This is a genomic window from Mesorhizobium sp. AD1-1, from assembly GCF_020164655.1.
Taxonomy (GTDB): Bacteria; Pseudomonadota; Alphaproteobacteria; order Rhizobiales; family Rhizobiaceae; genus Mesorhizobium; species Mesorhizobium ciceri.
On the sequence record NZ_JAIUGP010000010.1, the window covers coordinates 130484 to 149704 of the forward strand.

The window sequence follows — 19221 nt, forward strand, 5'->3', positions numbered from 1 at the left end:
GCGCTGGTTCCAACGGAAGTTCGCGAAGCCGAAGCCGCATGGCAGGGCAGCGCCATACACCGCCGCGGCGCGAGCTAACGCTTTTCGGGCCGGGGAGAGCGCAGCAGCAAGGCGAGGGGAACGAGCAGTGCGGTCGCTACCGCGCAATACCGAAAGACATCGATATAGGCGAGCAATGAGGCCTGCCGCGCTATCAACTGTCCTATCCAGCCGACCGCCTGCTGTTTTGCGTCGATCATCGGCGAGCCTTGAGCCACGAAGTGCTCGGTCGCCTGACGCAGAACCTGCTGGTAGGCCGGTGACGACTGTGCCGTGTGGCCGACGAGGTTTGCCTGATGGATTTGCGCGTTCTGGGCTATCACTGTGTTGGACAGCGACACGCCGATGCTTCCGCCGATGTTGCGGGCAACGTTGATGAGTGCCGACGCCTGGTTCGTCTGCTGCGGAGCAAGACCGACGTAAGCCGCCGTCGAGATGGGGATGAACAGGAACGGTAAACCGATCATCAGGAAGATGCGCGCGAAGGCAAAGAAGCCGAAACTGACGTCCGGGGTGAGCGATGTCATATGCCAGAGCGCGACAGCGACGACGGACATGCCTGCCATGATCAGGTATTTGGGCTGGACGATGGCGCCGGCAAATCCGGAAATCGGCATAAGCATCAACATTGCGATGCCACCTGGCATCATCGACAGGCCCGACAGGGTCGCCGTATAGTTGAAGGCGGTCTGCTGCAGTTGCGGCATCAACTGGGTGGTGCTGAACAGCACGGCGCCCACTGCCATCATCACCAGGAACGATGTGCCGAACTGACGGCTGAACAGCAGTCGGACGTCGACGATCGGATCGCGGTGACTGAACTCCCACGGGATCAGCAGCAGGAATGAGACCGCCGAAATCGCCGCGAAGGTCACGATGAAACCTGATGCGAACCAGTCGTTGCGCTGGCCCTCATCGAGAAAGATCTCCAGGCAGCCAAGTGCCGTGGCGACCAGGATGAAACCGACCCAGTCTATTCTGAGGCCGCCCTTCAACCGTTCCTGCCGTTCGCGCTCGAGCACATCAGGCTCGACCACCAGCCACTGCACCAAGGCAAGCGACATGATGCCGAACGGGACATTGATGAAGAATATCCAGTGCCAGGAGAAATGGTCGGTCAGCCAACCGCCGATGGTCGGCCCGACTGTCGGTGCGACGATGACGGCAATGCCGTAAAGAGCAAATGCCTGGGAGCGTTTTTCGGGTGGAAAGGTGTCGGCGAGAATGGATTGTTCGCTGGGTGCCATGCCGCCGCCCCCGAGGCCTTGCAGGATCCTGAAGACGATGAGCATTTCCAGATTGGGCGCCAGGCCGCACAGCAGCGACGCTATGGTGAAGATCGCCACGCAAAGCATGTAGTAACGCTTGCGGCCGATGACGCTGGCCAACCAGCCGCTAACTGGGATGATCACGGAATTCGCGACCAGATAGGTGGTGATCACCCAGGTGCTTTCGTCCATCCCGGCCGCGAGGCTGCCGGCGATGTTGCGCAGCGCCACGTTGGCGATCGAGGTGTCGAGCACCAGCATGAAGGTGGCGATCGAGACGACGACTGCGATCAGCCACGGATTGCGCCCGCCGGCGGCGGACCGGCTTTCGCTCCGTTCACCAGCCATTTCGACGGCGCTCATCTCACCTTGACTGTCGGCACCACCGACAGGCCTGGACCCAGCTGCACGCCCGGCGGTCGGTCGAAGACGATCTTCACGGGCACGCGCTGCACCACCTTGACGAAGTTGCCGGTGGCATTCTCGGCCGGCAGCAGGCTGAAGGCGGTGCCACTGCCCGCCTGGATGCTGTCGACGCGGCCGTGGAAGTTCTTTTCGGGATAGGCGTCGATATCGATGTCGACGGGCTGTCCCGGCCGCATCAGATCAAGCTGGGTCTCCTTGAAATTAGCCTTCACCCAGACCTCGTCGGGAACGAACATCATCAGCACCTGACCAGGCTGGGCGTAGGTGCCCTTGGCGGCCGTGATACTGGTGGCGCGACCGGTGACAGGCGCGGTTATGATGGTGCGCGACAGCATGGTGCGGGCCTGCTCCTGGCTGGCCTTGGCTTGATTGAGCTTTGCTTCCGCGCTCTTGGTCTGTGCCTGCAGAACAGTGACCTGGCTTTTCGCGGCAGCGACGTTTGCTCCGGCGCTGTCGAGGGCGGCCTGGTCCTGGCGCAGGGTAGAAGCGGCCTGTTCCGCCTGCTGTTGGGTGGAGGTTCCCTTGGCCAGCAGCTCACGGTTGCGCTTGTCCTCCGCTTTGGCAAACTCGAGCGCGGCCTGGGCCTGCGCCACCTGCTTCTGTGCCGCATCGATCTTGGCGTTTTGTGCTTCGATCTGTGCACCGACATCGACGATCTCGGCCTGCGCCGAGGCCACACCGGCGTCGGCTTCCGCCAGGCTTGCCTGATAGTCGCTGTCGTCGATGCGCAAGAGCACGTCGCCGGCTTTCACAGACTGGTTGTCGGTGACCGCGACATCGGTGATACGACCCGATATCTCGGCACCGATCGTCACCGTGCGGGCGTCGATGAAAGCATCGTCGGTCGATTCATACTGACGCGCGTCCAGCCACCACAAGACCAGCCCTACGGCAATCAACAGCACTGCGAGCAGGATGGCGATCGATATGTAAGGGTGCCGCCGAGGGAAGCTCAGCAGGCTGGGCTTTGGTTCTCCGGCCTGCTTGTCCTGCTTGTGCTCCTGACCGACGTCTTTCCGGTGTTTTGGCGACGCGTCTGAGGTGGCCCTGCGTGACGCAGCGTGCGTGTCGCCGGTTTCAGGTTCTTCGGTTTGGGTTTTCGCGTCCACGGGAGAACTCCCAGGAGTTTTGACCGTGGCCAGTCAACGACAACTGGTCGTAAAAGGTTCCTGGCGACCGGGCACGGTTTCGCGCCTGGCGGAATTGGTTCAGCCGATTGCCAACCTGACCACGATGGCCAGGATCACGATACCGACCAAGCCGGCTATGAACATAACCCGACGCGTGCGCGTTCGCAGGATGATCTCGCCCTGTCTCGCCTGCTCCGCAGAGAACACAGGTCCATTGTCACCGTCCTTGTCATGCCGACCATCGCTCATGATCGCCTCCTTCCGGCCCTTGGCACACACCGGCTCTTGGCACACAACCATCGCTCGACAGGTGAGGTTCCGGTTACATCGATCCCGCCCACAGAAAAAAGGATCACAGGCTCGTGAGGAGGGAACTTTGTCCTCCGCGACTGGTTTGGGCCGCTTGAGACCCAGCCAGCCCGGAGCCAGCCATGTCCGATGCCAAGATGTCCAGTGGCCTGAGCAGACGCATGTTCATGACGGCCTCTGTTTCGGCGGCGGCGGCGATGCCGCTTGTGAATTCCCCGACGAGAGCTGCCCAGCCAGCGTCCGCAAAGCCAGCCGAACCGCGCGACTTGTCGGCGGTTTCAATGCGTATCAACAAACAGACCTACAATCTCGCGCTCGACAATCGAACCAGCCTGCTTGACGCTCTGCGCGACCACGTCGGCCTGACCGGCACCAAGAAAGGTTGCGATCACGGTCAGTGCGGCGCCTGCACGGTTCTGATCGATGGAAAGCGGGTACTGTCCTGCTTGAGCTTTGCCGTCATGAACCAGGGGCGGGAGATCACAACGGTGGAAGGCCTGGCCTCGACGGACGGGGAACTGCATCCGGTCCAGCAGGCCTTCGTCGACCACGATGCCTTTCAATGCGGCTATTGCACACCGGGTCAGATCATGTCCGCAATCGGTTGCATCAACGAAGGCCATGCTGGATCGGAAGATGACATTCGCGAATATATGAGCGGCAATCTATGTCGCTGTGCGGCGTATCCCAACATCGTTGCGGCGATCGTCCAGGCGCGCGACGAGATCAGGAGGGCTTAGGATGCGCCCCTTCGTTTATGAAAGACCAACCAGCGTCTCCGCTGCAATCGCCATGGCATCCCGTGTCGATGCCGTGCGCGTTCCGCCAACCGGCGCCGACACGCAATTCATCGCCGGCGGCACCAATCTGGCCGACTACATGAAGCTCGGTGTCGCGCGGCCGGACCGACTGCTTGACCTCAACACTCTTGCCGAGCCAGCCTTGCGGCAGATCAGGATAAACGATGACACGATCCGGTTTGGTGCACTGGTCCGCATGGGTGAAGCAGCCGACAACGATGACGTCCGGCGGCGTTGCCCCGCCCTTGCCGACAGCCTGAAATTCGCCGCCAGCGGTCAGCTTCGCAACATGGCGAGCCTGGGCGGCAATGTGCTGCAACGTACGCGCTGCGAGTATTTTCGAGAGATTTCCTGGCCGTGCAACAAGCGCGAACCCGGCTCCGGTTGCGCTGCGATGGAAGGGTCCAATCGCCAACACGCCGTGCTGGGTACGAGCGATGCCTGCATCGCCACGTATCACGGCGATTTCGCGCAGGCGCTGGTTGCGCTCGATGCCACCGTCGAGATCGAAGGTCCGCGGGGAAGGCGCACGCTTGCATTTGCCAAGCTGCACAAACGGCCGGGCGACACGCCCGACATCGAGACGGATCTCGCCGCCGACGAGCTCATAACCGCCATCGAAGTGCGGCTCGAACGGTGGAGCAGCCGGTCGCGCTATCTGAAGATTCGTGATCGCGAATCCTACGCGTTTGCGTTGGCGTCCGCGGCTGTTGCGCTCGACATGGATGGCGAGACGGTAAGGAGTGCGCGCATTGCGCTTGGTGGTGTGGCGACGGTGCCGTGGCGGGCGCGCGAAGCAGAGGACGCGCTACAGGGCAAAGTGCTTGACGAAGCCGCGGCGCAAGAGGCTGCCGAGGCTGCCTTCGCCGATGCCAGACCGCGCGAGCATAACGCATTCAAGATACCGCTCGGCAAGCGCACGCTGGTGCGGGCGCTGCTCGAAACCCGGGATATGAAGGGCTGAGCCATGAACCAAGCTGCACCCGCCCCCAGGGAAAACCAGGGCGATCCGGTTGTCCGCATTGACGCCCGGCTAAAAGTTACCGGACAGGCCGGCTATCCCGCCGACATCGTCACGGCCAACGTCGCCTACGGTGCCCTTGCCACCAGCAGCATTGCCCGGGGCAAGGTTTCGGGACTTCACACGAAAGACGCCCGGGCCGTACCCGGTGTGCTGGACATCGTCACCTATGACGATATGGACAAGACCGACACGCCGAAATTCGGCAACACCGGCGCAAGTTCGATCGGGCCTTTGCACGACAAGACGGTTTTTCACGACGGTCAGATCATCGCTCTGGTGGTTGCCGAGACCTTCGAGGCGGCGGAGGAAGCCGCAATGTTGATCCGCGCCGACTATGAGGACGAACGGCCCGCCGCCAGCTTTGATTCCAAGGGCGTGAAGATGGAGCCGGCTGCCGGCAAAAACCCTATGTTCAAGGAGGATGCGAAGGCCGGTGATTTCGATGCCGCCTGGGCGGATGCGACGGTAAAGATCGACGAAAAATATTCGACACCGACCCAGCATCACAATCCGATCGAACTGTTTTCGACCACCGCAATATGGCAAGGCGACCAGTTGACCATACACGAGCCCAGCCAGAACGTTACCGGCTGGAAGGTGGAACTGGCACGCCAGCTGAAGCTCGATCCGGCCAATGTGCGGATCGTCAGTCCCTATATCGGCGGCGCCTTCGGCTCCAAGGGGCCGATGACGGCACGCACCGCTATCGTTGCCGTCGCGGCGCGACGCATTGGCCGCCCGGTTCGTTGCGTCGTCAATCGCATGCAAGCCTTCGGTACGCAGACCTATCGCGCCGAAACGCGGCATCGGATCCGCATGGGCGCCGGCAAGGACGGCCGCATCACGGCGTTCGGACATGAGGCCTGGGAGGTGACGTCACGCCCCGACCCTTATGTCGTCGGCGGCACGTCCGCCACCGCGCGCATGTACAATTACGGCGCCGTTCTGACGCATGTTTCGCTGGTTCATGCCGACCGCAACACGCCTGGCTACATGCGATCGCCGCCGGAGACGCCTTATGTCTACGCGCTGGAAAACGCCATGGACGAAATGGCCGTGGCCCTCGGCATGGATCCTGTCGAGTTTCGTCGCATCAATGAACCGGAGAAGGAGCCCATCGGAGGCAAGCCATTTTCCAGCCGCTCACTCATCAAGTGCTACGACCAGGCGTCGGAGGCCTTTGGCTGGTCGAAGCGCGATCCCAAGGTCGGCTCGATGCGCGACGGCGACTGGCTGGTCGGGATGGGCTGTGCGACGGCGATCTATCCGACTGCCGCCGCGCCCTGCGCGGCCCGGGTTCGTCTCACCGCCGACGGCGAGGTTCGGATCCAGTGCGGCTCGCATGAAATCGGCACCGGCGTTCGCACCATTGCCGGCCAGATGGCGGCCGAAAGACTGGGCATCGGCATGGACAAGATCAGCGTCGAGATGGGCGACAGTGCCTTGCCGCCGGCTCCCGTGTCGGGCGGATCGATCTCGACCGCCAGTGTCTGCTCGGCGGTCATGAAAGCCTGCGACGCGATACGCGAAAAGCTGTTCGCCGCCGCTGCGGGCAGGGGGGCTCCGCTGGCCGGTTCGGGCAATGCGAAGCTGGACTTGAAGGACGAAGAGGTCGTCACCGAGACCGGCAAATCCGCAAAGCTGGCTGATGTCTTCAAGGCTATGCAAGTCGGCGCCATCGAGGAATATGCCGAGTTTGCGCCGAAGGGTTCTTCGCCTGAAGCCCTCAGCAAACTCTATGCCGGACAGTCGGAATTTCATGGTGGAGAGAACGACGAAGATTCGGTCAAATATGCCTTTGGCGCCGAGTTCGTCGAAGTGCGCATCAACAGCTATACACGCGAAATCCGGGCCCCGCGCATCGTCGGGGCCTTCGCCGCCGGGCGCATCATGAACACGCGCACCGCGCGCAGCCAGCTGATGGGTGGCATGATCTGGGGTATCGGCCAGGCGTTGCACGAGGCGACGGAAATCGATCAGCGACACGCGCGCTACGTCAACCGCGACCTGCAGGACTATCTCGTACCGGTCAACGCCGACATCAAACAGGTCGACGTTATCCTGGTCCCCGAAATCGACCATCAGGTCAACCCTGCCGGCGTCAAGGGTTTGGGCGAACTCGGCAATGTCGGAACGGCTGCTGCCGTGGCGAGTGCCGTCTATCATGCCACCGGCAAGCGCATTCGCGATCTGCCGATCAGAATAGACGATTTGATAGGCTGACGATCAAGAGTTCTGGACGAAGCATGGAACTCGTAACCCATAAGAAATTCAAAAACGGAAAGTTGATGCCGTGGGGAAAAGGCACGGTCGTCTCCGGAGCAAGGGGATTTGTCTACCTTTGCGGAAATACGGCAACCGCCGAAAATTATGATCCGACCGGAAAGAGAGGAGGGGGATTCACTGGCGATGCGGCGGCACAGTGGCGTGCAATTCTGGCGAACATCAAATCAGATCTGGAAGAACTCGGCAGCGCGCTCGACTATCTCATCCGGCTGACCTTCTTCATCAAGGGGCCATTTCCCGATGGCGGCGTTCTGAGTTCACCCAATTTTCGTCTCGACGTACTGGACGAGTTCTTTGCCGAGCATTGCCCGAAGCACTGCAGCTATAACAACCCGCCGCCTTCGGAGGTGATCGGAGTTGCAGCGCTTGCGCAAGCCGACATCGTCGTTGAAATTGTCGCGGTGGCGGCGTTGCCTGACTGAAGAATTTCGCATGCAGCGCTGGCTTGATTGCCTTGGCTCTCGCGTGTCACTCCGGGGCTGTGGCGGGAGCCGTGTAACGGCGGCGCACGGCATCAAGCACCCGCTTGCGGCTCTCCTCCGCCGACAGGGTCTTGTCCTCTTCCGCCTCGGCGGTTTCGCGCGCCAGGTCCTTGTCCCTGATCTGATGTCGAAACCATTTGGAATAGTCGCCGGTGCGCAAATGAAACTCCCAGGTCTTGTCATCTATGCCCTCGGCGATCTGAGCGAAGATCATCAGATTGTGAGCCCTGAGATTCATCGCATTCTCAGGGCCATGGAAATAGAAGCTGCCGGCTTCGTCGAGCTGGCCTTCGGCATATTTCCGGCTGTGCCGCTTGAGTGACTGACGTGGTTCGACCACTTTGACCGTCTTGACTTTTTTGCCTGCCTGCGGCCGCCAGAACAGCACGCGCGCACCTTTCGGGCTGGGGATGACCTTCGGCGGCTCAATGCCGGTTTCACGGCAGAAGACCTTCACGACGTCCTTTGCCTTGGGGCCAAGCGCAATGATGGCTGTCACCAGGCGCAAGGCGTCTGTCGAGATCGCCTCGGGGTGAACGGTGATCAGGATTGTGCCAGGCAATTCCAATGACAGAACCGCCCGCGTATCGTCGCGCCGCTTGGGCAGAAGATGATGCGCTTCATCGATCACGAGCCAGTGCGGTCTCGCGGTGCGCCGGCGGAAACTGCTGAGGCCAGGCAGCAGGTCGGCAAAGAAATCCGGCCTCTCGTCGACCCGCAGGGCCAGTCCATTGACGACTATGTTGCTGTCGGCCTTGGCGATCAGATCGAGCACTTGCGCCTTTGTCGGCGCGCTTGAGCCGTCTCCCAGGCGAACGGCGCCTTCGAGGCCATCATAGTCGCCTTCGGGATCGAAGACACAAAACTGAAAGCCGCTTTCGACGAAGCGTTCGGTCAGCGCGGTGGCCAAGGTGGATTTACCGATACCGGAACTCCCGGCAATGAGGATCGTGTCGCTCGGCGACAGGTAGGTATCATCGCCGCCAGATGATCCAAGAACGATGCCGTCATGGCGCTTCGGCACTATCGCGTGATCACGCTTTATCAGCTTTGCGATCAGTTGCTCCACGCCTTTGCCTCGGGCGCCAGGCATGATCAGGTTGGCTGTATCCTTGACCGCCGGAATTGCATTGTCGACGGCGACGCTGCAGCCACAGGCTTGCAGGAACGCATGATCGTTCTCGGCGTCGCCGACGCCGACGACGTTGTGCGGCGAAAGTCGAAGGTCCTGAAGGGCCGCGGCGAGCCCGGTGGCTTTGTTGATGCCGCTCGGCAGGATCATCACCGCGCCCTTGTTGAAGATGATTTCCAGTTCGAGACCCATCTTCTTGATGACCTCAAGCACGGTCGCTTGATGCGGTTCCCAGGTCGCGACGATCGATCGTCCGACCGAAAGCGGCTTGACGCCCTGCCTCTTCAACCTGGCGACGAATTTGGGCTCGGGCGGCGGGGCGATCACCCGCTCTTCCTCGCTGGCCGGCGTGTAGATCATCGCGCCATTCTCAGCGACGACCTTGTCGAAGAGGCTAAGCTCGGGAAAGACGCCCTTGAGATCGGGCAGTTCACGCCCGGTGACGAGAACCAGCTTGCGGCCGCTTTTCTTGAACCGCTCAAGCGCAGTGAGCGTTTTCTTGGCGACGACCCCATCATGAGCCAGCGTGCCGTCATAGTCAGTCGCCAATGCAATGAAATACATTCCGCCAACCCTTCTCGGTTCCGATTGCTCTGCGGCTAGAACGTGTGATCGAGACAAAGGCTCCCCGCCGACCGGATCGAGGTCTTGGAGAAGGGGGAACGGTCCGCCCTCGGAAATCAGGAACTCCTTCGGTGCCGGCACGTTGACCAGAGAAGCCGGGAACCGTCCCGGTCTTTGTTGGCGGCGCAAACCCCGTCGCCGAAATCCACACCAAGCGCAATGAAAGGTAAGGCCATGGGCTTCTTTTCGAAGGACATAAAGACACTCGACGATCTCTTCGTGCACACGCTGCGCGACATCTATTACGCCGAAAAGCAGATCGAGAAAGCGCTGCCGAAGATGATCGACAAGGCAACCGACCCGCAATTGAAAGCCGGATTTGAAAAGCACCTCGATCAGACGAGAGGCCATGTCGAGCGCGTCGAACAGGTGTTTGAGTTGCATGGCGTCAAGGCCAAGGAGGTCAACTGTCCGGCAATCGACGGCATTCTCGAGGAGGCCGACGATGTGAGCGGTGACGTCGATGACAAGGAGGTTCTCGACGCGGCGCTGATTGCTTCGGCGCAGGCCGTCGAACACTACGAAACACTACGAGATGACGCGCTACGGCACGCTCATCGCCTGGGCCAAGCAGCTTGGCCGCACCGACTGCGCCAATGTGCTGGCCAAGAATCTCAAGGAAGAACAGGCGACAGATCGCAAGCTCACCGAAATGGCGGAAAGCAAGATCAACCTGCAGGCAGCCGAATAAGGCTGCAATCCGGCCGGCTGGTAACTCGGCCGGCCGGATTGCCGGTAGGTTCCATCCCGTCAGCGAGACGGGTCGACGCCCAGTGCCGCTGATTGCTTGCGCAGCGCCTCACCGTCATCCTGCGGCACATGCCGAGCAGACCCTGCGGTTTCCGTGTAGATGCGATACGCTACACAAGCGAACGCCACCATGAAAAGCAGACGGCCCATCCATCCTACTCCTTCGTTGCGGACTTCGTTTCGGCCATCCTCAGTACCCTCCGACGACGGGCAAGATTTCGCCGGTGATGTAGCTCGAGCAATGCGGCGAAGCGAGGAACACATAGGCCGGCGCGAGCTCTTCCGGTTGCGCTGGTCGTTTCATTGGCGTGTCGGCGCCGAATTTCGAGACGTCGTCAGCTTCCTTGTCCGACGGATTGAGCGGCGTCCACACCGGACCCGGTGCTACCGCATTCACCCTTATGCCCTTGCCGATGAGATTGCCCGACAGGGCCCGCGTGAAAGCATGAATGCCGCCCTTGGTCATCGAATAGTCGACCAGCTGTTTTGAACCGTCGATACCGGTTACCGAACCGGTGTTGATGATCGCCGAACCGGGTTTCATGTGCGGCACCGCTTCCTGCGCCATATGAAAATAGCCGTAAAGATTGGTCTTCAACGTCGTGTCGAAATGTTCTTCGGTGAGCTCGCCGAAGTCGCTGGAATGGATCTGGAACGCAGCATTGTTGACCAGCACGTCGATGCGGCCGAATTTTTCAACGGTCTCCATGACCGCCTTGTGGCAGTGGCTGCGTTCGCTGACATCGGCCTTGACCAGGAGGCAGCGTCGTCCCTCCTTTTCCACCGCGGATTTGGTCTCTTCAGCGTCCTTGTCCTCGGCCAGATAGACGATCGCGACGTCGGCGCCCTCGCGGGCGAACAACACCGCCACCGAGCGGCCGATGCCCGAATCGCCGCCCGTGATGAGCGCTACCTTTTGGTTGAGTTTTTTCGATCCGAGATAGTAAGGCGCATCGTACAGCGGCGCCGGCTCTATGGCCCATTCATGTCCCGGTTTGGGCTGATGTTGCTCAGGGAAGGGGGGCTCGGGATATTCGCGGGCGCCAGCCTGCATGGCGCCTTGAAGCTTCCCATCGCCTTTCGATTTGTCCTTGGCATCGATGCCACGTTGGATATGGCGCTGCTTGGCCGCTTCACCGGCTATTTCCGACTTCATCTGCATGATCGTCTCCTTGGCTTGGAGAGAAAACAACGCATGTCGGCCAAAAAGGTTTTGCGCAAAAGATCGACTGCAGAGAGGATTCCGACCAGCGGTTGGCAATGCGTGGCGACGACATCGCCAACTGCAACAATTCAGCTGCAATGCAGCCGCACCAGCCACCGCCGCGATGGGATCGAGCATCTGGGGCTTGCCCGCTGCCTGCGCCGCCTTGGCGGCGAGCCAAACGTGATGATGTGGACTGGGAAGCTCTTGCGTCGCGTGCGCAAAGCAGCGCCATCCGGTCTGCTCCGGGCGGAGCGCCGGAATTCTATCTTGGCGAGAGGCCGTCGAGCAGGAAGTCGAGGCCTCTTCGGAAGGCGCCATCCCAATCGTTGTCCAACAGCAGACGAGAGCGTTCGATTGTCGGGTAGTGTTCGCTGAGATGTGTAAGACGCTGCTGTGCGGCTGCCCTGTCTTCTTCCGAGAGATCGAAGCTTGCCCGGGTGAGGGTGGCGCCCATCACATAGTTCCAGAGCGACCATATCGCGGCGTTCAGATCCGCGTCCGCAACACCGGCTCTGGACAAGGTCTTGCTCAGCATTTCCAGGCGACCGAGAATGTTCCGACCGAGCGCCCGGCGCGGCAACAGCGATGCCGACCAAGGATGGCGCAACATTCTGGCGCGCCAGTCTTCGAGCATATGAACGACGTCTCCGCGCCAGTCCGGAGACTCACCTGTTTCAGGCGATCCGCGATGTTCGAGCACCGAATCGACTGCTAGATCAAAGACATCCTCCTTGTTGTCGACGTGCCAATATAGACTCATCACACCCGAGCCGAGGCGATCGGCCAGCCGACGCATTGTCAATCCGTCTATGCCCTGGGCGTCCAGCAGTTCCACCGCGGTCGCCACGATACGCTCTCGAGACAGCGGCGGCTCGGTGCTCGCTTGCTGCACGGGCTGGAGCGACACGCTTATCCGTTGATCCCCTTTGCTCCGGGCGCCGCTGCGTTTGGCTACCATCCGTCGTCCTCGCTTTTTCAGAACATCGATTTTGACCGGCAACGCGACAAATGTCGATCTTGAGCGATTGACTCGTACGACGTACCATACGATGACTCGTACATCGCACGATTCACGTAGCGATTAGGTTAAAGTTCAATCTGCAGGCGCCAGGGTAGGTTGCTCGCAGGCTGCGGAGCCAAGCGAAAAACCATGTCACGCGCAATCAAGCATCTGCTTATCGGAGGGCTAATCATCATGACCATTGCAGTCCCCACTGCGTCGCCGGCGAACGAGTTCAAGCTGACTATTGTCAATCCACAGGCACTCTACGACCCGTCGCCGAATGGCTACAGCACCGCCGTAATCGCACCGCTCGGAGCTCGGATCGCCTACATCTCCGGGCAGGGCGGCCAAGACAGCACAGGAACCTTGTCACCGGATTTCGCCGTCCAGGTGAAGCAGGCCTACGCAAATTTGCATGCTGCGCTTGAGGGCATCGGCGCCAAGCCGGATCAGGTGGCGAAGCTCACGGTCTTCGTGGTCGACCACGACATGTCCAAGCTCGAGGTGTTGACCAGGAACGTCAAGGACATGTTCGGCGAGGCGCTGCCGGCGCAGACTCTGGTTCCCGTTCCCAAGCTTGCAATCGATCCCATGCTTTTCGAGGTGGAGGCCACCGTTATTCTGGAATAGTCGCTCCGATTGACCCGATCGTTCGAACAAAGAGTCGAGCGCGCTGCCGACGGCTGCGCGCTCACAATATCGAGCGGATGTTTCCAAGCCTCACGTGTTTCCAGGCTGAAGCCTCCAAGGGAACTGGAAAGTGAAGTCGGGGACCGCCGCATCCATGCCGCTCGCCGTATCCAAAAGTCGCATAAGATAGATTATGGAACTAACGCATGGGCCAAGAACTGTAAATTGCCGCTGATTCTCATAGGCTTGAGCCGATTGTGGCGTATTGCCTTGAGCGGATCGCCAACGCTAGGCTGTTGAAATGAAGATGGCAAACAGCGAGATCGAAGCGGCAATCGAAGTGTTCGTGCATGGCTTCAGCGCTGATAGGAGCCGCACCTTTCCTTACGAGGCCAGCCGCGTTGGACCATTGTGGCTGATGCGCGATGCCGAACGCAAGAATCCTCGCGATTACCGCGGCGAAGAATGGGTCGTCCATGACGTCGCCGCTCAAGAGACCGATGCCGTCGTGCGGCAGCATGCGCGGCCGGGCTTTGCCATTTCCGTTGTGATCGCGAACGACGATCCGGACGGGCCGACACGAACCGCCTACAAAGCTCTCGGCTACCGGCTGCTGCGGACCGAAGGCTTTTTCGTCCACCGATTGCACCGGATTCCGAACCCGCCATCGGTTGCTTCGGTCGAACGCGTGCAGACGGCCGAACGGGCGGCACAGTTGGGAAAGATCATCCGCAGGCAGCCGATCCCAGACGATTTGCTCGGCGACACCGCGCCGTTCCGCCAGTATGTGGCAATCGACGGCGCCGACATCGTTGGGCGCGTTCGCAGCCTGGATGCCGTGGGAGCCACCTGGTGTTCGAGCATGTATGTCGAGCCGTCGCACCGGCGTCGCGGCATTGGTCAGGCTTTGATATCGAAAATGTTGCACGACGATCGCGCGCGCGGGTCAAGGTACTCGGTGCTGGCAGCAACCCATGCCGGGGCGCTGCTTTATCCCCGGATGGGCTACGAGCGGATCGGAACGCTGCTGATATTTGCACCAAGGAGCCGAAAGCCCTCATGAAGCTCTATTCGCATCGTGCTGATTCATAAGGGATTTCTATAACCATGCCGTCATAGGCGGGTTCGACATTGGCTGGTGTCTCGGCCATCACCGAGACGTAGTCGAGCGGCACGTGCATATGTGTCAGCACCGCATGTATCGGCGCCAGCCGCTGGATCCATTCAAGCGCTTCGCCAAGTGACAGATGACTTGGATGCGTCCGGTACTGCAGCGCGTCGATGATCAGCACGTCGAGGTCGCCCAGCCGTTCGGCGGTGGGTTCCGGAAAGTCGCTGATGTCGGGGCAATAGGCGAGACCGCCAATGCGGAAACCGAGCGATACGATGTCGCCGTGGATCTGCGGCAGCGGCTCGAGGGTGAGGGTACCCCCCTCTCCTTCGACGACCACCGGCCTGGTGTGGTCGATGAGATGCGGCCTGACGATCGGCGGATAGGAACTGCCTTGCGGCGTCTCGAAACAGTATCCGAACGCTTCCCGCAGCCGAAGCATCGTCGCCCTGTCGGCATGGACGTCGATGAGCTGGCGCTGATCGAGGACGAAACCGCGCAGATCGTCGATGCCATGGATATGGTCGGCATGCGGGTGGGTATAGACGACCGCATCGACACGTTTGACGCCGGCCAGCAGCATCTGCTGCCGAAAATCCGGCCCCGTGTCGATGACGACAGTCGTTCGGCTGCCGTTCGCCGCAATCCGCTCGACGAGCGCGGCGGCACGGGTGCGCCGGTTCCTGGGGTTGTCGGGGTCGCAATTGCCCCAATCGCCGGTGATGCGCGGCGTACCTGGGGACGAGCCGCAGCCGAGAATGGTGAGGCGCAGCCGGTCAGTCATCGTTCAGGTACTTTGCTCTGCAGGCCGCGGCATCTTGCCGAACAGCCGGAAGAAATTATCTGTGGTCAGATCGGCGATTTCAGCTTCGCTTACCCCGATCGTTTTGGCCAGCACTTTGGCGGTATGGGCGACATAGGCGGGCTCGTTGCGTTTGCCGCGAAACGGCACGGGCGCCAGATAGGGCGCATCGGTTTCGACCAGCAATCGGGCATGCGGGACATCGGCGGCAATGGCACGCAACTCAGCTGAATTCTTGAAGGTCAGGATGCCCGAGAACGACACGTAGCCACCGAGAGCGACGCCCACCTCGGCAAGCCGGCGCCCGGAAGAAAAGCAATGCAGGATGAAGGGGAAGGCGCCCTTCCCTGTTTCGTCCTCGAGAATATCAGCCATGTCGGCATCGGCATCGCGCGAATGGATGACCAGCGGCAGCCCCGTTTCACGGGCGGCGGCGATGTGATTGCGAAAGCCTTGCGCCTGTGCATCGCGTGGCGCCTTGTCGTAAAAATAGTCGAGACCGGCCTCGCCGATGGCCACTACTTTTGGGTGCGCGGATAGCCGCACAAGCTCCTCGACCGTGATATCCAGTTCTTCGGCCGCATTGTGCGGATGAGTGCCGACAGAGCAATAGATTTCGTCGAAAGTTTCAGCGATCTCAAGTACTTGCGGAAACCGCTTCACGCGTGTCGAGATCGTCACCATACGGCCAATTCCGGCGGCTAAAGCGCGGGCGACGATGGCCGCCCGCTCCTCGGCGAAATCTGGAAAATCCAGATGGCAGTGGCTGTCGACGAGCATCAGATGTTCGCGTCCGGCTGTTCGACGTAACGCGGAAACACGCCTTCCGGCACCGGCAACGCAGTGCCGGGCACAAGCGCGTGATCCGCGTGGACATGCACGAAATCGCGGCTCTCCGCCGGCACCGCCAGCAGGTCGAGCAGTTTCGCGGCCGAGCCCGGAGTGAAGGGCTGACACAGCACCGCCACGCGGCGCACGACTTCGGCGGTCGTCCACAGCACCGTTTCCATGCGCGCCGGGTTGGTCTTCTTCAGCGCCCATGGTGCCTCGCCGGCGAAGTAGCGATCGGCTTCCGCCACCACGCCGAAGATAGCTGCCAGCGCCAGATGGATGCCCTGCTCGGCGACCGCCTTGCGCGCGGTGTCGAGCGCGGCGGCGGCCTGATCCAGGATCGCTCTGTCTGCATCCGTCAGCTCGCCGCGCTGCGGCACCACGCCGCCGCAGTTCTTGGCGATCATCGACAGCGAACGCTGCGCCAGGTTGCCGAGACCGTTGGCAAGATCGGCATTGGTGCGGTTGACGATCGCGTCATGGCTGTAGCTGCCATCGTTACCGAACGGCACCTCGCGCAGGAAGAAGTAGCGCACCTGGTCGAGACCGTAGTGCTCGACCATCGCGAATGGATCGACGACGTTGCCAACAGATTTCGACATCTTCTCGCCGCGGTTGAACAGGAAGCCATGCGCGAAGACGCGCTTTGGCAACTCGATGCCCGCCGACATCAGAAATGCCGGCCAATAGACCGCATGGAAGCGGACAATGTCCTTGCCGATGATGTGCGTGGCCGGCCAATAGTGCCATTGCTCGGCCTTTGTGTCGGGATAGCCGGCGGCGGTGATGTAGTTGGTCAAGGCGTCGACCCAGACATACATCACATGCTTGTCGTCGCCTGGCACCGGCACGCCCCATTTGAAGGTCGTGCGCGAGATCGACAGATCCTTCAGCCCCGACTTGACGAAGCTGAGCACCTCGTTGCGGCGCTCGGTCGGACCGACAAAGTCGGGCTGGCTCTCATAAAGCGCCAGCAATTTGTCCTGATAGGCGGAAAGCCGGAAGAAATAGCTTTCTTCCTCGTTCCATTCGACCGGCGACCCAAGCGGTTCGCGGCGCACGCCGTCGTCGCCGAGCGTCGTCTCGCTCTCGTCGAAATAGGCTTCCTGGCGCACCGAATACCAGCCGCTATAGCGGTCGAGATAGATGTCGCCATTGGCGGCCATCGCTTTCCAGATCGCCTGACAGGATTCGTAGTGGCGCGGTTCGGTCGTGCGAATGTATTGGTCATTCGAGCCGCCCATCGCCTCGGTCATTGCGTGGAAAATCGCCGAATTGCGGTCGGCCAGCGCCAGTGGCGTTATACCTTCCTTCTCGGCAGTTTGCTGCATCTTCAGGCCATGCTCGTCGGTGCCGGTCAGGAAGAAGACGTCCTTGCCGTCCAGGCGCTGGAAGCGTGCCAGGGCGTCGGTTGCAATGACCGTATAGGCGTGGCCGATATGCGGCTTGCCGTTCGGATAAAAGATCGGGGTGGTGATGTAGAATTTGTCGCGTGACATGAATGAACCGTCATGAATGTCTGAATGGAAAGGCGTGGCGGTGGATATCGTATCGAGGCAGCATTTGCCATCCCGATCCAGGAAACCCAGTCACATTCGCATTGCAGAATTCAGGCGGTCGATCATGATCAAGGCGTGCTGCTTCTTATCGAGATTGTAAGTATCGGTCTCAGATATAGCGTCCAGCGCCTCATGCCAAGTGTCCGACAGCGTTTTGGCTCGTGCGAGATCGCCAGCCAGTGCTGCCTGGCTTGCCGCGTCCGACAACAGGTCTAGCACCCGGCGGTTGAAGATATCGAACTGGATCGCCTGATCGCGGCCGGCCACGGCTTCGGCGAGGCGGAACGCGCCGCCGACATCGCTCTTTTTCCCGGTGACCAGAGCGTCGAGCGTCGAAGCGATCTCCAACCCGCCATACTGCGTCAAGAGGATCGCGGTGCGGGCGCTGCCCCCTGCCCGCTCGGCCAGTGCCGCGCGCGCCGCCGGATCCTCAGGCGGCGCCGGCTCGGTCGTTTCCAGCACCGTCATCAGGTCGTCGGCGTCGAGCGGGTTCAATCTCACCACCTGACAGCGCGACCGGATCGTCGGCAGCAGGCTGCCCGGCGCGTGGACAATCAGGATGAACAGAGTCCGTGCCGGCGGCTCTTCAAGATTTTTCAGCAAGGCATTGGCGGCATTGGTGTTCATGTCGTCGGCGGGGTCGACGATGACGACCCGGTAGCTGCCGTCATGCGAGGTCAGCGACAGGAAGCGGCTGACCTTGCGGATCTCATCGACGGTGACGACCGTCTTGAAACTCTTGGTCTTGTCGTTCAGCGGCCGGGTCAGATGCAGCACGGAAGGATGCGCCCCGGTGGCGATCTGGCGAAACAGCGACGACGCCGGATCGGGAGCGGCAAGGCTTTCCGGCGCCTGCGCGAAATCCGGGTGCTTCAGCAGATGATGCGCAAGGTGGAAGGCGAGCGTCGCCTTGCCGATGCCGACTGGCCCGGAAAAGATCAGCGCATGCGGCAGCTTGCCGGCGCGATAGGCGGCGGTGAGCACGCCTGCAGCCTGGCCGTGCCCGACCAGAAGGGGCGTTTCGGAGGGCTCCGGCACGCCGTCGAGCGTGTCATGCTGCTCGGGTGCGATGCGCTCGAAGATCATGCCGGCGTTGCCTGCCTGTCGCGTGCCGGCGTTCTCGCCGCCAGCGCCGCGAACACCGCCGCGGTGACGACGTTCTCAACCGCGTCGGGCTCGGCGGCTGCGTCGACGACGATGCAGCGCTCCGGCTCGGCCTTGGCGATCGCCAGAAACGCCTCGCGGCGGGCCTGGTGGATCGCCAGCGTCTCCTTTTCGAAACGGTCGGCGACTGCCTCGGCGCCGCGCCGCAGCGTTGCGCGCCTCAGGCCTTCCGCTGGGTCGATGTCGAAGATCAGCGTCATGTCCGGCATCATGCCGTTGATGGCGACCTGTTCCAGCGCATCCATGAACGCCGGATCGATGCCGCCGGTGACGCCCTGATAGACGCGTGAGGAATCGAGGAAGCGGTCGCAAAGCACGATGGAGCCACGCTCGACCGCCGGCCGGATCACCTGCTCGACATGATCGGACCGCGCGGCGGCGAAAAGCAGCGCTTCCATCTTCGGCCCGAACGGTTCGGCTGCGCCCGACAGCAGCACATGCCTGACCGCTTCGGCGCCCGGCGAGCCGCCGGGTTCGCGGGTAAGCAGCACGTCGTATTTCTTGGCGCGCATCTTCCTGGCCAGCCGCTCGATCTGCGTCGACTTGCCTGCCCCCTCGCCGCCTTCGAAGGTGATGAAAAAACCGCGTGCCAACCGAGAGGCCTTCTTGTCCATGGCTGAATGGGATTGTAGCGCTCTAGATAG

General features: G+C 61.3%; 18 protein-coding genes and 1 pseudogene. 7 read left to right on the forward strand and 12 right to left on the reverse strand.

The window, feature by feature from the left end; genetic code table 11:
* Nucleotides 1-74: 74 nt before the first annotated feature.
* From LB519_RS19660 to LB519_RS19670, 3 genes are all read right to left on the reverse strand, one after another.
* Nucleotides 75-1670 (reverse strand): DHA2 family efflux MFS transporter permease subunit, encoded by a 1596-nt coding sequence (locus LB519_RS19660; RefSeq protein ID WP_411909258.1) that lies wholly within the window; start codon nt 1668-1670, stop codon nt 75-77.
* Nucleotides 1667-2842, reverse strand: a complete 1176-nt coding sequence (locus LB519_RS19665; protein WP_224620912.1) for an HlyD family secretion protein — start codon at nt 2840-2842, stop codon at nt 1667-1669. The genes LB519_RS19660 and LB519_RS19665 overlap by 4 nt, the downstream gene beginning before the upstream one ends.
* Nucleotides 2843-2941: 99 nt before the next feature.
* Entirely contained in the window at nt 2942-3112 is a 171-nt protein-coding gene (locus LB519_RS19670; protein WP_082826673.1) for a hypothetical protein, read from the reverse strand.
* Between the two features lie 182 nt (nt 3113-3294).
* Between LB519_RS19670 and LB519_RS19675 the strand changes: the two genes are divergently transcribed.
* The 4 genes from LB519_RS19675 to LB519_RS19690 are packed head-to-tail and all read left to right on the forward strand — an operon-like array spanning nt 3295 to nt 7704.
* Nucleotides 3295-3912, forward strand: coding sequence for a (2Fe-2S)-binding protein (locus LB519_RS19675; RefSeq protein WP_063172165.1), 618 nt, complete (start codon nt 3295-3297; stop codon nt 3910-3912).
* A gap of 1 nt (nt 3913) precedes the next feature.
* Nucleotides 3914-4936: an FAD binding domain-containing protein gene (locus LB519_RS19680; RefSeq protein WP_063172164.1), complete on the forward strand. Its 1023-nt coding sequence runs from the start codon at nt 3914-3916 to the stop codon at nt 4934-4936.
* Between the two features lie 3 nt (nt 4937-4939).
* Entirely contained in the window at nt 4940-7219 is a 2280-nt protein-coding gene (locus LB519_RS19685; protein ID WP_063168018.1) for a xanthine dehydrogenase family protein molybdopterin-binding subunit, read from the forward strand.
* A gap of 23 nt (nt 7220-7242) precedes the next feature.
* Nucleotides 7243-7704, forward strand: a complete 462-nt coding sequence (locus tag LB519_RS19690) for a RidA family protein (RefSeq protein ID WP_027161650.1) — start codon at nt 7243-7245, stop codon at nt 7702-7704.
* 46 nt (nt 7705-7750) lie between these two features.
* Here the strand turns inward: LB519_RS19690 and LB519_RS19695 are convergent, their stop codons facing one another.
* On the reverse strand, nt 7751-9460 hold the full coding sequence (locus LB519_RS19695; protein ID WP_063168016.1) for an HAD family hydrolase: 1710 nt from the start codon (nt 9458-9460) through the stop codon (nt 7751-7753).
* 234 nt (nt 9461-9694) lie between these two features.
* On the opposite strand from LB519_RS19695, the pseudogene LB519_RS19700 reads away from it, so the two are divergent.
* A pseudogene (locus LB519_RS19700) lies at nt 9695-10211 on the forward strand (ferritin-like domain-containing protein).
* A gap of 59 nt (nt 10212-10270) precedes the next feature.
* Here LB519_RS19700 and LB519_RS19705 read toward each other — a convergent pair.
* The 3 genes from LB519_RS19705 to LB519_RS19715 form a co-directional block, all read right to left on the reverse strand.
* Complete coding sequence (locus LB519_RS19705) at nt 10271-10420, reverse strand: hypothetical protein (protein ID WP_013531568.1); 150 nt, start codon at nt 10418-10420, stop codon at nt 10271-10273.
* A gap of 40 nt (nt 10421-10460) precedes the next feature.
* Nucleotides 10461-11432, reverse strand: a complete 972-nt coding sequence (locus LB519_RS19710; RefSeq protein WP_024505521.1) for an SDR family oxidoreductase — start codon at nt 11430-11432, stop codon at nt 10461-10463.
* 307 nt (nt 11433-11739) lie between these two features.
* Nucleotides 11740-12435 (reverse strand): TetR/AcrR family transcriptional regulator C-terminal domain-containing protein, encoded by a 696-nt coding sequence (locus LB519_RS19715; RefSeq protein WP_013531570.1) that lies wholly within the window; start codon nt 12433-12435, stop codon nt 11740-11742.
* 192 nt (nt 12436-12627) lie between these two features.
* Between LB519_RS19715 and LB519_RS19720 the strand changes: the two genes are divergently transcribed.
* Both LB519_RS19720 and LB519_RS19725 read left to right on the forward strand, forming a co-directional pair.
* Nucleotides 12628-13110 (forward strand): RidA family protein, encoded by a 483-nt coding sequence (locus LB519_RS19720; RefSeq protein WP_027161647.1) that lies wholly within the window; start codon nt 12628-12630, stop codon nt 13108-13110.
* Nucleotides 13111-13528: 418 nt separating this feature from the next.
* Entirely contained in the window at nt 13529-14173 is a 645-nt protein-coding gene (locus LB519_RS19725) for a GNAT family N-acetyltransferase (protein WP_224620913.1), read from the forward strand.
* 4 nt (nt 14174-14177) lie between these two features.
* Here LB519_RS19725 and LB519_RS19730 read toward each other — a convergent pair whose 3' ends face one another.
* The 5 genes from LB519_RS19730 to tmk all read right to left on the reverse strand — a co-directional run bounded on the left by LB519_RS19730 (nt 14178) and on the right by tmk (nt 19170).
* Nucleotides 14178-15005 carry an MBL fold metallo-hydrolase gene (locus LB519_RS19730; RefSeq protein WP_013531573.1) on the reverse strand — a complete coding sequence of 276 codons (828 nt, stop codon included), beginning with the start codon at nt 15003-15005 and terminating at the stop codon, nt 14178-14180.
* A gap of 3 nt (nt 15006-15008) precedes the next feature.
* Nucleotides 15009-15803 carry a TatD family hydrolase gene (locus tag LB519_RS19735; RefSeq protein WP_224620914.1) on the reverse strand — a complete coding sequence of 265 codons (795 nt, stop codon included), beginning with the start codon at nt 15801-15803 and terminating at the stop codon, nt 15009-15011.
* Entirely contained in the window at nt 15803-17353 is a 1551-nt protein-coding gene (gene metG / locus LB519_RS19740; protein ID WP_224620915.1) for a methionine--tRNA ligase, read from the reverse strand. The genes LB519_RS19735 and metG overlap by 1 nt, the downstream gene beginning before the upstream one ends.
* 90 nt (nt 17354-17443) lie before the next feature.
* The gene (locus LB519_RS19745; protein WP_063168013.1) at nt 17444-18499 is read right to left on the reverse strand and encodes a DNA polymerase III subunit delta'; all 1056 of its coding nucleotides are present in this window, start codon (nt 18497-18499) and stop codon (nt 17444-17446) included.
* Nucleotides 18496-19170 (reverse strand): dTMP kinase, encoded by a 675-nt coding sequence (gene tmk, locus LB519_RS19750; RefSeq protein WP_027161641.1) that lies wholly within the window; start codon nt 19168-19170, stop codon nt 18496-18498. The genes LB519_RS19745 and tmk overlap by 4 nt, the downstream gene beginning before the upstream one ends.
* Between the last annotated feature and the right edge of the window lie 51 nt (nt 19171-19221).

What these genes read in the sequence shown, in the direction of transcription:
- LB519_RS19660 (WP_411909258.1), bottom strand. Translation starts at nt 1,670, where the DNA reads ATGAGCGCCGTCGAAATGGCTGGTGAACGGAGCGAAAGCCGGTCCGCC.
- LB519_RS19670 (WP_082826673.1), bottom strand. Translation starts at nt 3,112, where the DNA reads ATGAGCGATGGTCGGCATGACAAGGACGGTGACAATGGACCTGTGTTC.
- LB519_RS19675 (WP_063172165.1), top strand. Translation starts at nt 3,295, where the DNA reads ATGTCCGATGCCAAGATGTCCAGTGGCCTGAGCAGACGCATGTTCATG.
- LB519_RS19680 (WP_063172164.1), top strand. Translation starts at nt 3,914, where the DNA reads ATGCGCCCCTTCGTTTATGAAAGACCAACCAGCGTCTCCGCTGCAATC.
- LB519_RS19685 (WP_063168018.1), top strand. Translation starts at nt 4,940, where the DNA reads ATGAACCAAGCTGCACCCGCCCCCAGGGAAAACCAGGGCGATCCGGTT.
- LB519_RS19690 (WP_027161650.1), top strand. Translation starts at nt 7,243, where the DNA reads ATGGAACTCGTAACCCATAAGAAATTCAAAAACGGAAAGTTGATGCCG.
- LB519_RS19695 (WP_063168016.1), bottom strand. Translation starts at nt 9,460, where the DNA reads ATGTATTTCATTGCATTGGCGACTGACTATGACGGCACGCTGGCTCAT.
- LB519_RS19705 (WP_013531568.1), bottom strand. Translation starts at nt 10,420, where the DNA reads ATGGGCCGTCTGCTTTTCATGGTGGCGTTCGCTTGTGTAGCGTATCGC.
- LB519_RS19710 (WP_024505521.1), bottom strand. Translation starts at nt 11,432, where the DNA reads ATGCAGATGAAGTCGGAAATAGCCGGTGAAGCGGCCAAGCAGCGCCAT.
- LB519_RS19715 (WP_013531570.1), bottom strand. Translation starts at nt 12,435, where the DNA reads ATGGTAGCCAAACGCAGCGGCGCCCGGAGCAAAGGGGATCAACGGATA.
- LB519_RS19720 (WP_027161647.1), top strand. Translation starts at nt 12,628, where the DNA reads ATGTCACGCGCAATCAAGCATCTGCTTATCGGAGGGCTAATCATCATG.
- LB519_RS19725 (WP_224620913.1), top strand. Translation starts at nt 13,529, where the DNA reads ATGCGCGATGCCGAACGCAAGAATCCTCGCGATTACCGCGGCGAAGAA.
- LB519_RS19730 (WP_013531573.1), bottom strand. Translation starts at nt 15,005, where the DNA reads ATGACTGACCGGCTGCGCCTCACCATTCTCGGCTGCGGCTCGTCCCCA.
- LB519_RS19735 (WP_224620914.1), bottom strand. Translation starts at nt 15,803, where the DNA reads ATGCTCGTCGACAGCCACTGCCATCTGGATTTTCCAGATTTCGCCGAG.
- metG (WP_224620915.1), bottom strand. Translation starts at nt 17,353, where the DNA reads ATGTCACGCGACAAATTCTACATCACCACCCCGATCTTTTATCCGAAC.
- LB519_RS19745 (WP_063168013.1), bottom strand. Translation starts at nt 18,499, where the DNA reads ATGATCTTCGAGCGCATCGCACCCGAGCAGCATGACACGCTCGACGGC.